The following is a 15638-nucleotide window of genomic DNA, read 5'->3' on the forward strand; positions in this document are numbered from 1 at the left end:
GACAGACATATAGGAATGAGTCGCTACCGGTGATCCTTATAACGGTTCGGTCTGGTCGCAGTCCGTATTGCTTCTCGTTCCTCGACGGACAGCGGTACAGCAGCGGCCGATACGTTGTGCCGCAGCTGCTCCAGACTACTTGCGCCGGGAATTACCACACTCACCGTTGGATCGCTCAGCACATACCGAATGGACGTCTGCGCCAGCGTTCGCGTATCGCCAGCGAGCCCAAGGAGACTCCGGCGCAGGGCGGGCAATTCCTCGCGGCTGTAATCGAGATAGTCCCGGTCCGCCTTGTCCTCCCCGCCCGCTGCGAGGATGCCGCCAGCGAGTGGTCCGCGTGCGATTAAGCCGATCTCGTGCTCTGCAAGCAATGGAAGAACTTCCTCCTCGGCACGCCTGTCAAGCATGCTGTACTGGTTCATTACGCTTACGATGCCGCTGCGCCGGACGTATTCCCTGATTACATTCGGACGTATGGACGATATCCCGTAGTGGCGGATCAGCCCGTCCCGTTTAAGCTCCTCAAACGCTTCGATCGTTTCCCCGATCGGATCCCCAATCGTTCCTCCGTGCAGCTGGTACAGATCGATATAGTCAGTCCCAAGCCTTCTTAGGCTCTCTTTGACCGCTGATTGAATATAAGCTTTGGAAGGGTCCCAGGGCCAACCCTCTTTGCCCGGCTCCCGCCGGTTGCCGACTTTGGTCGCTACGATGACATCGGCGCGGCGGTGCCGGATCGCCCTGCCAACAATCTCCTCATTGCGCCCCTCATCATAGAGGTCGGCGGTGTCGAGGAAATTCACGCCATGCTCCAATGCTTCGTGGATGATGGAGACGGCCTTGGCCTCGTCCGAACCCAGCGACATGCACCCGAGACCGATCTCACTAACGTATAGATCCGACCTCCCCAAGCGATTTCGTTTCATCTGCTTCCCCTCCTTTGTGCGGATATTTCAAGTATACCAATTCAACAGGCTTAACGCCGTTGCCTGGCTGAAATAATATTAAAAAATAGTCGGTACCATTCCCCCATCCATACGGATCGGAGAACCCTTAAACGCGGATGCATATGGACTACATACAAATGCAGCCAGTCTGCCTATTTCAAGAGGCTTGATAAATCGCTGTATTTCAGATTGAGGCAGGTTTGCAGCCATAAATTGTTTTTCTTTTTCTGCAAAAGTCATATCTTCATCAGGGTATATACCCTCGATTATTTGATGCACAATTTCAGAGAGTGTTGGTCCCGGCATGATCGTATTGACTGTGACCTCTCTTCCTGTCGTTAATTTGGATAAGCTTTTTGACAATGATAACAGCATCGATTTTGTCATACCATACTGAGGCATTAGTCCTGAAGGCATAACTGCTTCTTCGCTCGCAATAAAGATAATGCGGCCATAATCATTTTTCAACATTTTAGGCAAATAAAATTTTGATAATCCATTTGCAGCAAGAACATTGGTACGGAAGTATTTTTCCCATACCTCATCGTCAACGTCCTCATATTTCATCATTTCATAAATCCCCATATTATTAACTAAAATATCGATATTGGGATATTTTTCAAATAGTGCTTCTCTTTGCGCAATATCCACAATATCGGCTGCGGCATTTTGAGGAGAGGTAGCCGGAAAATCTGACTTCATTTCATGTACAATTCGTTCTGCCTCTTCATAATTTCGTCCATTTATGAGTACATTAACACCTTCTTTGGCTAGTTCAATGGCAATTGCTTTACCTATCCCTTTTGTTGATCCTGTAACTAAAGCAGTTTTATTGGTTAATTCCATATCCATAATATATTTCTCCTTTATTTGGTATTTAAAACTTTATTACCCTTATTTTGATATAGGGTTAATAAATTTACGTAGGACAGTGATTATATTACCTTCTCCGGATTGTTCAGTAACTAGCATACTGCGCCAAAGTTCTTGTTTGACACGCCAAATGATAAAACTCAGTCAATACGGGTTCTCTGCCGTTTTGGTTAGGTTGTGAATTCTATATTAATGAATGGGCGGCATTCCTTGCCGTCCTTCTGATATTGAGTTTGTACCTGAATGTTCAGTACGGTAATTTGAAGGAGTGTCACCTTCCCAAAGGCGGAAGGCGCGGTAGAACGAGTTCTGGTCTTCATATCCAATCAAGAAAGCCACTTCTTTAATATCGAGCGAGGGGTCTGCCAAGTACTCTCGTGCCTGCTCATGTCTGGCTTCTGTCAACAGCTGCTTGAAGCTCGTATTTTCGTCAGCAAGCCGGCGCTGCAAGGTACGATCGCTCATATTGAGCTCCTTCGCAACAGCCTGAATGTCAGGGCGCCCTCTTGTGAGGCTGCGTTTCATGATCCATTTGACCATCTCGGCAGTTGAGCGGCTGCTCTGCTGTTCATTGAGCGACCGGTCCAGAACGGGAGTCAGGATCTCCAGCAGCTCTTCGTTGTACGAGACAAAGGGGAGGTCCAGATCTCTTCGATGCAGCGTCAACCGGTTACATTTTGCACCAATTCGGATACGGCAGCCGAAGTAAGCTTCAAGAGCCTGCACATCGCCCATGGAGTGCGAAAATTCGACGGACTGAGCCGACAAAGGCTGACCTGTGCCCCGGCGCCCAAGCTCCAGAAGATATGCCAGCGTGATACCAATCAGCATCGGCGGACCGGGTTGCCCGGTATGCAGCCATTCCAGTTCGATTGTACAGTACTCGCCCTCCTCGGTGATACGCAAGCTTTCGGGGGGACATAGTTGTTTGTACCTGACCATTCGGTTTAGAGCGTCGCGATAGTCACGAGCGTGGTAAGTAGCCAAGACAGACGGAGGGTACTTTGCTGTTTCAAAGACAGTCGCAAGCTTGATGATTCCTTTGGCAGTGTCGCCAATGAGATCGGAATATGCCTGCCAGATCGCGAAATATTGGGCGGTGGTGACCAGTGGTTCACTAATAATAGTGAGCGGCAGTCGTGCTTTGCGAGCTACTTCGTGCGCGGAAATCCCTAATTGACATAATCCTGCCCAAAATCCCGGCGGGAATTTAATACGGTCAGAGGTATGAGACTTCATATATACGGGCCTCCTTTAGCTAGTCATTAGTTTTGCCCTTAAAAATGAAAAAACCGCGATTTACGCGGCAATTGATAAGATAATGTTCTGTTCTTGTTTCTTGCGGCGAAGCAGCTTAACATCTTACATATTTGCGTTTGAAGCCAAGCTGTCCTTTATCGACTGCCTTTTGAATATTTTCGGAAGCGAGCAGAAACTTGCTTTTGGTCTTGTCCCGTTTGACTTCTACCGGACCTACTGCCTTTGCAGTCTCGAACGCCTTAGCATGAAGCGGCAAATAGGATACCCCGACTGTATAAATAAAATTATTCATAGCATATTTTGTTCGTTCGGGAGAATCTTGAATCGCAGTTTGCGCGATTTCAAGCATATTGGCAAGCTTGCTCTCGGAAAATTCACCATCGGGTCGATTTCCCAAAAGCCAGCAGTAACAGCTCCAGCCCGCTGACATTCTCAGCTCTTCGCCGCTTGCAATCCATTTATCGGCAACTTGTTGTGCAATATCTGTTTCTGCCAAGGTTACGGCCACCACATAATCGGAAAGCATATAAAAATATGCCGCATCTATCCAACGCTCAAAGTCAGCTTCAGTCATTTCTTTTGGATCGGAAATTACGCTGGCGAAGTACATGGCGTCGTAATTCCCTGTGGCGTAAAGCTGCTCAGCCAAAGACTGATTTTTTTTGATTTTCTTGGCGATGGGCTTCATTTCGCCTGTAGCCACACCAAAAAGCGGTTCGTGCGCGCCATTGGATACGTATATTTTCTTGGTTCGTTCCTTGCTGAGAGCTTCAAGCTCCTGCATAACCATTTCAAAATTCATTGTTTAACACTTCCTTATTTTGAAGGATTTCATCAAGTTTATCATATTCACATACTGCACAGCTATAGTGAAGCAAAACCGGCTGCGTTCGGGAAGCCATCGTATTTGCATTTGCAATCCATCGTCCCTATTGCTGACAAATATAACCGAATGTTGGTTTAGAAATCCGAATCCAATCCGATCAAACAGGGAATAATTAGTTTGGGTTACTCATTCATTTGGAAGAAGGAAGATGTCAATGCCAAATTATGTTTGGTACCTCTCTCTCGTCATTATAAGCATCATCATAGACGTATTTATGGTGATAAAAACAAAGAAAATCCAATTAATCAGTTTACTTTTCGGGATGATTGGAGTCGGTTATTCCGTCGAATTTTTTATCTGTATACTTTTTGACAGCTATCGTTACATCCCCGATATTCTTGATAATTCTTATGACGATAATATTCTTGGCGCATTTGTATCTAATGCGTTTTCTTTGCCTTCTGCTTCGATAGTGATAGCCGGTTTTTATTTAAACTTTGGATGGATTCTGCTGTTCTCCGGAATATTTTTCGGAATAGATTGTCTTTTCCTCAAGCTGGGTATTTATGAGCATCACTGGTGGAAATCTATATATACACTTATTGCCCTCCCGTTTTATTTCGGGTTCGCAAAAATTTGGTTTCGTAAAATAGAAAGGTTCCTCCACCCTCCTCTATACTTTGCAACGCTATTCTTCATCATTTTCAGTCTTCGCGTATCCATGGATTATGTAATCTACGCAATCATAAAGAGTCACCTTTTTTTAACCGGGTGGTTTGAGGACCCCTATCGCGATAATACCGTATTCGCTGCTGTTCAGTGTTTTTTAATTAGTATTTTAATCGTTGTCCTATTTACGCTTAAACTGCACCTATCCGTTAAAATAGTCCTCCTCTCCCTGATAACTGGACTTAATTCTTTAATATTGATTTCGTTGGGTATTTTACATATAAAGTCTTGGGATGTGTATTTTACATTTTTGGAAAATCTGCTTGCATTCCTTATCCTGTTTCCGTTCAGTCGGTTATTATCATATCCTAAAAAGAAGCTCCCGTAATCCGGCATCGGAAAACAAGAACCTGATGTCATTATTGAAATAAAGTACATGCTCCCTGATCCGGAGAACGGACAATAAGACACCTTCTCACATAATGAGACTGTGTCTTATTCGGGTGTGCCGTCAGTTTCCCTTTGATTCTGCTATGGCAGCTTCTCAAATCTATTTTCCTGGGCGTCAATCAACGCCATTTTATAGTTCAGCTTTTCTAATGTTTTCATTAACTTTTGTATTTGTTCTTCTACCTTGTATTTCTGGTGGGCCAGCATGCCTTTCCTTTGCTGCAGCGTGCTGTCCCCAGCCCTATAAAGTTCATTGTATTGTTTGATTTCCGCTAAAGGCAAACCTGTTGAACGCAGGGCTTGCACCGTTTCAATCCAATCGATGTTCGTGTCATTATATACCCGCCCCCCATTCATATCCCGGTCAACATGGGGCAGCACGCCTTCTTTCTCATAAAAACGCAAGGTATGCGGAGTGATGCCCGTTTTATCTGAAACCTCTTTAACTGTATAGAGCATACAATATTTTCACCATCCATATTAGAGTTACTTTAATGTATTTTACATTATGAAGGTCGTTTTTTCAACTAAATACCTGTAATTTATAGGGTTCAAAAAAAAGGTTGACTTAGAGTCACTTCTACCTAGTAAGCTTATATAGAGTTAGGACAAACGCTGCAGCGTTAACAAAGCGGGGTGATTTTAGTTTTCAGTTGACACTTCCTTCATGGGAATGGAAGGGCGAAGCCGTCATTCTGTCGTTGCATTCGCATTTCAGATTTTTTCTATTGTTTCGTCACATCATAACGATATTATACTGTTCTTGACAAGGAGATGCTTCAATGACAAAAACTGTATTCATCACGGGCTGCTCGACTGGATTGGGAAAAACAACAGCCAGAAAGTTTGCTTCCGAGGGATGGAATGTAATTGCGACAATGCGTAAGCCGGACGAAAGTATTGCGGCAGAAAATCCCGATCGGATTTTTGTAACAGCGCTGGACGTAACCGATCCTGTCAGCATTGAGACGGCAATTGCGGCGGGAGTCGCCCGGTTTGGGCGGATAGACGCCGTTGTGAACAACGCCGGTATCAGCGTTGTTTCGATTTTTGAGGCGACACCTATGAAGATGGTGCGCGACATTTTCGAAACCAACGTATTCGGCGTCATGAACGTGATTCAGGCGATCTTACCGCATTTTCGCGAGCAGGGCGGCGGAGCTGTCGTCAATATCAGCTCGGGTGTGGGCTACGCGTCGAGCCCGCTGCTGACGGTCTATACGGCGAGCAAGCATGCGATCGAGGGGTTGTCGGAGTCGCTGTCCTTCGAGCTTGAATCGCAAAACATCACGGTAAAACTTGTTGAGCCGGGAGCCATTAGAACCACAAACTTTACCCCAAGCACTCTGTCTGCCTCCCAGGATGCTCCCACTCCTCCTGAATATAAGGTGTATGTTGACCGGATGATGAATGCCATGATGAATTATCCGTTCGAAGATGCGAATGAGGAACATGTTGCCGCTATTGTCTTTGAAGCAGCAGGCGACGAGTCTGTCCGGCTCCGGTATGTCTCAGGTCCCGACGCAGAAGAGATGGCGAGGCTGAGATGGTCGACGTCGGAAGAAAATTACATGACAGTCATGCGTGACCTGATGGGCCAGACAGCGTGGCGCAACAGTCTTGGCAAGCAAAGCCTTGAACAGCCAAACACTTGAAAGAGGTCTCTTAGATGATTCGGGCCATCTCCCGGTTCAAACGCAATGTCCCATAAGCATTTACAAGAATAAAGCTGAATCCAATTATAGGGTTCAGCTTTATTACATAGAGCGCTTTGAGTATTACAACAAATATTTCATATTCCTCCAATTGTAAACCTTAACTTTTTCCAGTTGATTTTTTGCGGCATTATTCATTGCTTTGGCAATGTTTTTTCCTTCGGTACCTTTATAATGATTCAGTTTCCCAAAGAAAAACGGGTCAATTATCGTCCATATTCTCATTATGATTCTTTCTAACGGGCGATTTTCCTTTCGTTCGCCCATAATCATTGATGGACGAAAAAAGTGCGTATGATCAAAATCCAGCGCTCTAATATCCCGTTCGATTTCGCCTTTGGTTTTTACATAAGAAATCCGCGAATTGACATTTGCCCCGACCGCTGTAACCACGAAAACAGATCTTGCTCCTTTTTCTTTGGCGATTTGTGCCGCTAGAACCGGATAATCGTGCGTTTCGCCAAGTGTAATGAATATTTCATCTGCTTCCATATGTTCTTTCAAGCCAGGCAAAGAATAGTAATCACCGATCAATCTCTTTAATTTGGGATGATTGATATTCAAGTTTCTACGAACAACAGCGGTTACTTGTTCATAATCAGCATTATTTCAACAGCTCATCAAGAAGGTATGAACCTACGAAACCGGTTGCTCCGAAAATAATTGCTTTTTTCATCTTTGTCCTACCTCCTGCTCGCTCCATTCCCATAGTTTGGATGAAAGCTGTTTATCCTGTGCCTGGGAGGAAACAGGAGCAACCTTCTTTTTCTGAAAGTATTTGCCGCTAATTCTCTCGACACCGGGACTGTCCGCTAAAAATATAGCGGTTTGCGCTCCCTTTATGGGGCTTGAGACAAGGGGTTCATTAAACCATGTAGTAATTTTGCCCATGTCCCGTTTTCCCCACTCACGCCGATGTTCCTGGAAACCGTTCCGGAATCCAAACAATTGGCCGCAGCACGACTCCACTTTCAATTGATAAATGAATGCAACGTCACTGGCAATCGCCGTCCCATATTGTACTGGACGGCTATTGCACAGCACCTGTCCAGAGCATTGCCGCGGCGAAAATGCAAGACGCCGGGCGAAGTTCCGGTCGCCCAACAGTCGTTTACTTGAGAGATAAACCCGCCAGCAGAGATAGATCGCTGCCCTCGAAGTCTGTCGACTTGCTGACTTCTTCCCACTCGGCGGCAGCCTTCGCGTGCGATTGCATCCCCATCTCAAAGCCAAAGAGCGCGTCGCTCCCAAGTATGAGATGGCTTGGAAGTTCCTCACGGCGTGACAGGTCAAAGATGACCTTGGCGATCTTAACCGGGTCGCCGATCTCATTCCCCCGGTAATTTCCCAGCATAGTCAGCATGGCGCCGACACTGGCATCATAGTCCGGTATCAGACTAGGCGTGTTGCTCATGGCTGTCTCGGCACACTCTGTCCGCATGCCGCCGGGTTCGACCGAAATAGCCTTGACGCCAAAGGCGGCGACCTCGGCTGCAATAGACTCCGTGAATCCACTAACCGCGAACTTCGCGGCGTTATAGGCAGCCTGGCCGGGACCGCCGATCCGGCCGCCTACAGATGAGATGTTGATGATGTGACCGGACCGCTGTTCACGCATGACGGGGATGGCGGCCCGCATCAGATTGACGACGCCGTAAAAGTTCGTGTCGATCAACGACCTGAATTTCTTTTCAGATACCTGTTCAAAAGGAGCAACATAACTAAAACCCGCATTGTTAACCAATACGTCCAGACCGCCAAAGACATCGACCGCAAGCTGCACGGCATCCTGCGCTGCTTTTGGCTCAGAAACATCAAGCGTTGCCAGCTTGACGCGGTTTCCATAGCCTTCCTTAAGGTCGGCTAGACTTTCGATATTCCTCGCAGTTGCCACCAAGCGATCTCCATTCTTGAGTACAGCTTCCGCAATGGAACGTCCTAATCCGCGACTACTGCCCGTGACCAGCCAGACTTTATCCATATTCATCTAACTCCTTCATTTATTTGAGTGTGTTCTCACTCATTTAAAAGCTAAAAAGAATGCACGCGTTACCGGCGTGCGATGGCCCCCCACAATGCCTCCCAACCCATTGACTTGTATTGATCGAGTTTGACAGAATCCTCCGAGGCCTTCTGCAGAACCATGTCGGCCAAAGCATTGATGACCCCGCCTAAAAAGGAGATAGGCTGCTTCCGGAGAATACCCTCCTTGAAGCCATCCTCCACTACCGTCTCGAGGTTGTAGAACATCTCTTCGCTTTCATTCTGGCTCGCCTCGGTGATTCTCTCCGAGACGCTAAGCTGCCGCAGCGCCTTCCGCTTGTCCGGGCTGTTCGCTCCCCAGTCGATGAAGCTGCTCCAGAGATGCCCGATCTGCTCCCGGATGCTTGCATCAGCCGGATAGTCAGCGGCGAGGAAGCCCATTAGGTCAGACTTCAATTCCAGATAAAGCTGGTTAAGCAGGTCGTCTTTGGTCGGGAAGTAGACAAACAGAGTCCCCTCCGCAACACCTGCATTCTTGGCGATCCTGATCGTGGATGCAGCAACGCCTGACGATGCCACTTCATTCGTCGCAGCTGTCAGTAAAGCCTTTCGTTTCTCTTCGCTAAGGGGGCGGGCCATGGTTGACCTCCTTCATTTCAAATTATTGAGTGAGAACACACTCAATTATAAGACCCGTTAAATCAGTTGTCAAGAATGGCTATCAGAGCCACACTGGGGAATGCTGTTTCGATGAGGGGAATAAAAAAACCGGCCACTCGGGCCGGTTCATGAAAAGTTTTCTACCTGGCATGCCTTCCGGATTACCGGCGGTCGATCAGGATGCTTTGCTGCAGCAGTTGCTGCACGAGAGTCGCGGCTTCCGCTCTCTTCAAGTCGCTCTGTGGCCTGAACATGCCGTCTGCTCCTGCTGCAAGACCACTGAGGACGACGGTGGCGACCGCTTGTCTGGCCCAGCCGCTGATCTGCGCGCTGTCCCCGAAGTCTACAAGCGCTATATCCCCGTCGTCTCCCGCTGTGCCTGTCTCCAGGCCAGTGAGCTTCATCGCTCTGGCCAGCACTGTAACGGCTTCCTCGCGCGTTATCGTCTTTTCCGGCCGAAACAATCCGTCCATGCCACCCTCCATGAGGCCGTACTGCCGCGCCAGACTGACCGCTTCCGCGAACCAGTCGCTCTCTTGTACGTCCTTGTAGCCAGGCGCGCCGGCCTGCCCGGTCAGCCCGAGCGCCCGGACGAGCATCTCCGCATACTGGACGCGGGTTACGGCGGCTTCGGGATGAAACAGTCCATCCGACTTTCCGTTTACGACCAGACGTGAGCCTAGATCGCTGACGGCCGATTCGGCCCAATGCCCCGCCATATCGGGGAATGCGGCATCATGATGAATCAACGAATATGTGCTGCCCGTCATGCTGCTTACTACAGCGAAGGTATGCCCATTGCGGATGATCTTGCGCGTTGGCGCAGGATGGACGGAGCCGTCCGCATCCAGTACGACAGCCGTCGACAGCAGGCTTGGATTCATCCAACCCGGCAGGGCGATTTCCCGCTCTACATAAGCGTCGAAGCTGTCCGCATCTACCGTCTTGCCGCCGTAGGAGGCGGTGACGCGGAAATCAAGCGGCTGGGCGATCGTCATAAAGTTCGCTTCCTTGCCCGCAGCGTTCAACGCCGCGATTTTATCCGCGCTGCTCCTGACAATATCCAGCCGCAGGGCGAATTCCTCCGGCGGCGGCGTTTCCCCGAGCAGAGCGGTCAGCCGCTTGAATGACAGATGCGCCGCCGGCAGCCGATAGCTGCCTTCCTGTGCCCGCAGTTCAAGGATGGCTGCTTTGTCCTCCAACGCCTCAAGCGCTTCTCCCGACAGCTGCAAGGACGCTTGATCCGCTGCCGAATCCAACTCGACGGCCACAAGCGGATTCGCGGCCGTTTCTTTCGCCAAATCGGCGATGAGCTTGGCCGTGTCCAGCATCACGGTGATGATCGCGCGGCCTTCCGAATCCTCTTTCGTTATAGTCGCCGCGCCGCTTGGCCGGCCGTTCACGGTCAGATACGAGAAGGCAGCGGAATTGTCCTCGTCCCTGCTCTCATCTCCTGCGCCTGCGGTATCCGGGCTATCATCTTCAGGCGGCTGCTCTGCCGGTGGAACATCGTACACAGCTGCTCTTGTCACCATGATATTGTACGCTTGCGCCGTACCGTCCTCAGCCAAGACATTCAGCTCGATCCGGCTGCGGCCAAGATCGACCGGCAGCGTTCCGCTTGCCTGCCCGTCAGCCAGCGGGAACGGACCGCTGATAAGTCTCCTGGAATCGTCATACATACTGACGGTCATGCCTGCACGACTCTCATACACCGATGCCGTAACCGTCAATCCGGAGACGGAATTCGGCAGGGAAATTGCATAATCCGTCGTATTTCGCCCAAACGCCGGGCTGATCGGCAGAAATTCCGCTCCCGCGTAAACATTCAGCCCCTTGAGCGTGGCGTCGGCGCCCGGAACCGGGTCAATGGCTTCCCGGGCAGTCGTGAACGTCCACGCCCCCGGGCCGGTAATGCCGGCATAATCGTTGCCCGCTGCGTCCTTGAATGCTCCGGGTTCCACCTTAACGTTATAGGCCGTTCCGTAGGAGAGCCCGGAAGAGAGCCGTATCGTTGCCGTTAGACCGGTTATTGTTACCCGGTCCGGGTTGGAGGCGTCAACGGCTTCCACTGGACTGTCATCCTCTGCTCGGCTGACGACAATCGTCCTGCCCGCCACTGCGGAGATCGGCTCGTCGAATGTCAGCGACAGCTTTGTCCCGTTGCTCACACCTTCGGCACTGCTGCCAGGCACCGTGGAGATCACCTTCGGCGGCTCCGTGTCGGCCGCAGAATTGGGCGTCCACTGCGCGTACAGGGTAATATCAGCGGCATCGAACGTCAGCTGGGAGCCTGGCATATAGGGCGTGCCGCTGCCGTCCGCTGCTGTATTCCAGCCGGCAAACATATACCCGCTCCTGTACAGCAATCCCATATTTCCCTGTATGGTTGTCGACATGCCCTGCTCATAGCTGCTTCCGTCCGAAGGAGCGGCGCCCCCGGTATTCCCGTTGCCGTCATACGTCAGCGTATAGGCCGGAATAGAAGAGGTTTTCACTCGCAGCATCTTATAGGCGCTTTTGTTCCCTGCAAGATCCTCGGCAATGACATTGAAATAATAGGCCGTATCCGGCTGCAGACCCGCCATCTTGAAGGAGCCGCTGTCTACCAGATAGGATCCGGCCGCTTTTCCGTTGCTCTGGGCATGGCTTGCGGTGTCGATGTTGCCGCTGGCGGAGATGTAAGGGATATAGCGGATGCCGATCTGCTTCGTCATATTGTCGGCGGCTCTCGTCCAGCTCAGCGTCACTCCGGACGTCGTAACTCCGGTCGCGGCAAGCATGCCGTCCGAAGGAGCCGGCGCCGTAAGGTCAAAGTTGGCCTTGTTCTTGACGGGATAGGTTTTGGGCGCAGAGGTTCCGTCGCCAAGCATGCCGCCATCGTTGTAACCCCAGGCCCATCCTGATCCGTTGCTGTCCATGGCGATGCTGTGAAATTGCCCCGCTGCTACCGCCGCTATGCTGCTTAACCCGGGTATCTGGGTCGGGGCATTGCGCTTGACATTATCTCCGCCGCCAAGGCCGAGCTGATAGTAATTGTTCAGCCCCCAGCCCCACACCGTGCCGTCCGCTTTCAGCACAAGGTTGTGAAAGAAACCGGCGGAGATGGAGACGACGCCGTCGACTCCGGCGATTTTCACCGGACTTCTCCGTTCCGTATAGGTGCCGTCGCCGACCGCGCCGTTCGTGTTCTGTCCCCAGGCCCAAACGAAGCCGTCGGCATCGAGCGCAAGCGCATGGTTGTATCCGGCGGAAATCGCCACGATGCCGCTCAAGCCCAGGACCGGCGCAGGAGTCTCCCGCTGCTGGTCCGATGTCCCATCGCCCAGCTGGCCCTGCTTGTTCCAGCCCCATGACCATACTTTGCCCTCCTCCGTCAACGCCAGACTGAAGGAGCCGCCCATCGCAGCGGCTTTAATGCCGCTCAAGCCGGGAACCTGAACCGGCGTATTGCGCTGGTCGGTCGTACCGTCACCCAGCTGACCGCCGTCGTTCGCGCCCCAGGCCCAAACGCTGCCGTCGGTACCGACGGCAAGCCCATGAAGACCCGGGCCTCCTGCCACCGCCTTGATATTTTGCAGTCCAGGCACCGTAACCGGCACAAGGCGGTTATTGGTTGTGCCGTCGCCCATCTGGCCGGTGTCGCCCATTCCCCAGGCGCGCACCGTTCCGTCATTCATGACCGCATACGAGCTGTCGTACGTGGAGCCGATCGATTTGGCGCCGGATATGCCGGCGACCTGTACGGGAGAGGCATTGCTTTTGGCCTCTCCATTGCCGAGCTGGCCATCGGCGCCCCTGCCCCAGGACCACACCGTTCCATCGCTGGCGATACCTGCGCTAAAATAATCCCCTGCCGCCAGTTGGGGAATGAGCGTCCCCGTTTCCGCTGCGGCCGCTTTTTCGCCGTAATACTCGAATGCGCCCGATAGCAGCAGTAATACGAGCAATAGGCTGACTCTCCGTTTCATCGTACACTTCCTTCCGTATTGCCGATCTCACCTGCATCTTACCAAACCGGTGCAGAGCGATAAATTAACTAAAGTTAATCGGCGGCAAAATTTACGGAAGGACTTAATTGGTATACAACAAACAGCGAATCCTGCCCATTATTCGAATCAGCCTCCGTCTGACGGGTTAACGAATTTATAATTGAGTCTGCGGCATCTGGATACAGAAAATAAGAAAAAGCCGCAGAAGGTATGCGGCTTTCGGCTTCTGCGGAGTCTGAGTCCTATCCCTGTTTGCCATAGAACGAAGATATCCTTGGTTCTTGCAGGCAGCATCAGGCTGAGGCTTGTCTGTCGGCCATAGCTTCACCGATGGACAAGACATGCTGCATCCAGAAGTTAGGTATCAATTAATGTTGAATTTGACTGGAGGCAGAATGGTTATGCTCAGATATATTGCTTAATGCCTCTCCGGCTTCGTTTACGAATATTTCGCGTATGGCCATGTCTCCCAATGAAATGACACCCAATAAATCTCCATTGGAAACGACCGGCAGCCGGCGAATTTGCTCAGCAGCCATAATCTCGGCTGCCTCATCGACAGTTGCGTCGGGTTTAACCGTTACAAAGTCTTTCGTCAACACTTCTGTAACCGGGATGGTACCGTCTTTCTTGGCTGCATAGCCGCGGATTACCAGGTCCCGGTCCGTAATGACCCCGATCAGTTTATTTTGATCAACGACCGGCAAGAAGCCGATATTATGTTGATCCATTAACCCGGCTGCTTCATAAACCGTATTATCCTTGGAAACAGTTATACAGCTGGATGACATGATTTCTTTTATTTTGCGCATGTTGAACTCTCCTTTGTGATGTGGTGGGAAAAGCGATATAATGCCGCCTTCTATCTGCTCATGTCGACTAATCCCGGACTATGCTCATTCGGCATTTCCGGAAGCTGCGGTACCGGGAATCCCATAGGAGGCTGTGCAACAGTCAAGTCCCCACCGTTTCGGCTCGGAGATTGCCCTTGAAATATCTCGCCAATCCGGGTATTGTCCAGCCTGAAATTGAACTGCATATTATGATATCCCATATCTACATATTTCCGGCATTCCGGATATTTGTTGATATCATAATTCGGTACGGGGAAGAGTTTTCCCCAATTGACTCCCAAAACTTCAAGAGCCTTGGCGAATGCATTTTGATGGGCGTTGTCGCGTACGATCAAAAAGCCAAGGGTTTCCCGGAATGTTTTATTGGAGCTCATTTCGTAAATTCTTGTTTTTTGAAGAACACCGGTCGATTCGAGTACAACATTGTTCAGCATATCGCTGATTAAATTGCCATGACTGTATACCCAAGAACCATTCCATGGGTTTCCTCCGGCATCGACCGGCAGAGCGCTTTGGGCACCCATTATAAAATGATGGGGGTTCGCGTGCTTGACAGCCTCGTCAATCGGCGCATTATCCATGCCTGAACTGCCTGGCATCGATTCTCCCGCCCCATTCAGCAGTTGATTAATCGTCGTTTGGACAAGCTCGACATGAGCGATTTCCTCAAGGAACACGCCACGCAGCAAATCGCGGAATTGCTTCTCCTTGCCTCGAAAATTGGAGCTTTGGAAAAAATACTGCATCATGGTCCGCATCTCGCCGAATTGTCCGCCCAACGTTTCCTGCAGCACCTTTGCGGCAGCGGGATCGGGTTGATCCGGTTGGATAATGTTAATCAGTTCTTCCTTGTAATAATACATCGTTATCTCTCCCTTTATCGTTGCCAAATGGCAACCGGTAATCACGACTGGCGGTTTCAGTTCAGCCAAAGCTTCTACGGAATGGCGGGCCGCTAGGCCTGTCCGTCATACCGACAATGCAGATACTCCCACTTCGAACGGTCGGTATCGATTGACTGACCTAGTATTGCCTTGGACGAATGCATTATGTAAAAAAAGCCCTTGAAATGAATAAGAAAAACTTGCCTGTTTCATACTACATGAGGAAGGAAGTTGTACATTGACAGGGATTTTGAGAATTCAAGGAAAACAGGGTCATTTGGCGGGTTCCAACGCATGGACAGATAAGCTGCCGGGCCGCAAAGGAGGTACAGGCATGAACGAACATAGATCGAACGATAAATATTCACGCAAGCAGTCTCAAACTCCCGGCAAACTGCCGATTGGCAAGAACGAGGATGTCGAGTTCTCCGAGACACTTGCAGATGAAAACGACAAGGAAGCCCAGCAGCGTGCGGCAGAAGCGGATAAGAGGGCTGAACAGGAGTAGGTGGTGTCTTCTGC

At 50.3% G+C, this 15638-nt stretch carries 14 protein-coding genes; 2 read left to right on the plus strand and 12 right to left on the minus strand.

The window, feature by feature from the left end; translation table 11 throughout:
• Nucleotides 1-23: 23 nt before the first annotated feature.
• The 5 genes from AC0YNV_RS24585 to AC0YNV_RS24605 all read right to left on the minus strand — a co-directional run bounded on the left by AC0YNV_RS24585 (nt 24) and on the right by AC0YNV_RS24605 (nt 5487).
• Entirely contained in the window at nt 24-929 is a 906-nt protein-coding gene (locus AC0YNV_RS24585) for an aldo/keto reductase (RefSeq protein WP_475770383.1), read from the minus strand.
• A 78-nt stretch (nt 930-1007) separates the two neighbouring features.
• Complete coding sequence (locus AC0YNV_RS24590; protein WP_475770384.1) at nt 1008-1802, minus strand: SDR family NAD(P)-dependent oxidoreductase; 795 nt, start codon at nt 1800-1802, stop codon at nt 1008-1010.
• Between the two features lie 210 nt (nt 1803-2012).
• Nucleotides 2013-3062, minus strand: coding sequence for a helix-turn-helix transcriptional regulator (locus AC0YNV_RS24595; protein WP_475770385.1), 1050 nt, complete (start codon nt 3060-3062; stop codon nt 2013-2015).
• A gap of 115 nt (nt 3063-3177) precedes the next feature.
• Nucleotides 3178-3885 (minus strand): DNA alkylation repair protein, encoded by a 708-nt coding sequence (locus AC0YNV_RS24600; protein ID WP_475770386.1) that lies wholly within the window; start codon nt 3883-3885, stop codon nt 3178-3180.
• A gap of 1224 nt (nt 3886-5109) precedes the next feature.
• The gene (locus AC0YNV_RS24605) at nt 5110-5487 is read right to left on the minus strand and encodes a MerR family transcriptional regulator (protein ID WP_475770387.1); all 378 of its coding nucleotides are present in this window, start codon (nt 5485-5487) and stop codon (nt 5110-5112) included.
• A gap of 323 nt (nt 5488-5810) precedes the next feature.
• Between AC0YNV_RS24605 and AC0YNV_RS24610 the strand changes: the two genes are divergently transcribed.
• Nucleotides 5811-6683, plus strand: a complete 873-nt coding sequence (locus AC0YNV_RS24610; protein ID WP_475770388.1) for an SDR family oxidoreductase — start codon at nt 5811-5813, stop codon at nt 6681-6683.
• A gap of 123 nt (nt 6684-6806) precedes the next feature.
• Here AC0YNV_RS24610 and AC0YNV_RS24615 read toward each other — a convergent pair whose 3' ends face one another.
• The 7 genes from AC0YNV_RS24615 to AC0YNV_RS24645 form a co-directional block, all read right to left on the minus strand.
• Nucleotides 6807-7277, minus strand: coding sequence for a Rossmann-fold NAD(P)-binding domain-containing protein (locus tag AC0YNV_RS24615; RefSeq protein ID WP_475770389.1), 471 nt, complete (start codon nt 7275-7277; stop codon nt 6807-6809).
• 138 nt (nt 7278-7415) lie between these two features.
• Entirely contained in the window at nt 7416-7634 is a 219-nt protein-coding gene (locus AC0YNV_RS24620) for a hypothetical protein (RefSeq protein WP_475770390.1), read from the minus strand.
• Nucleotides 7635-7854: 220 nt separating this feature from the next.
• Entirely contained in the window at nt 7855-8724 is an 870-nt protein-coding gene (locus AC0YNV_RS24625) for an SDR family NAD(P)-dependent oxidoreductase (protein WP_475770391.1), read from the minus strand.
• A gap of 68 nt (nt 8725-8792) precedes the next feature.
• On the minus strand, nt 8793-9365 hold the full coding sequence (locus AC0YNV_RS24630) for a TetR/AcrR family transcriptional regulator (RefSeq protein WP_475770392.1): 573 nt from the start codon (nt 9363-9365) through the stop codon (nt 8793-8795).
• Nucleotides 9366-9547: 182 nt separating this feature from the next.
• Complete coding sequence (locus AC0YNV_RS24635) at nt 9548-13357, minus strand: RCC1 domain-containing protein (RefSeq protein WP_475770393.1); 3810 nt, start codon at nt 13355-13357, stop codon at nt 9548-9550.
• Between the two features lie 389 nt (nt 13358-13746).
• Nucleotides 13747-14190, minus strand: a complete 444-nt coding sequence (locus tag AC0YNV_RS24640) for a CBS domain-containing protein (protein WP_475770394.1) — start codon at nt 14188-14190, stop codon at nt 13747-13749.
• A 50-nt stretch (nt 14191-14240) separates the two neighbouring features.
• Nucleotides 14241-15095, minus strand: a complete 855-nt coding sequence (locus AC0YNV_RS24645) for a manganese catalase family protein (RefSeq protein ID WP_475770395.1) — start codon at nt 15093-15095, stop codon at nt 14241-14243.
• Nucleotides 15096-15450: 355 nt separating this feature from the next.
• On the opposite strand from AC0YNV_RS24645, the gene AC0YNV_RS24650 reads away from it, so the two are divergent.
• Nucleotides 15451-15624, plus strand: coding sequence for a YfhD family protein (locus AC0YNV_RS24650; protein WP_475770396.1), 174 nt, complete (start codon nt 15451-15453; stop codon nt 15622-15624).
• Nucleotides 15625-15638: the final 14 nt, after the last annotated feature.

This window comes from Paenibacillus sp. JT31N11 (assembly GCF_056269285.1).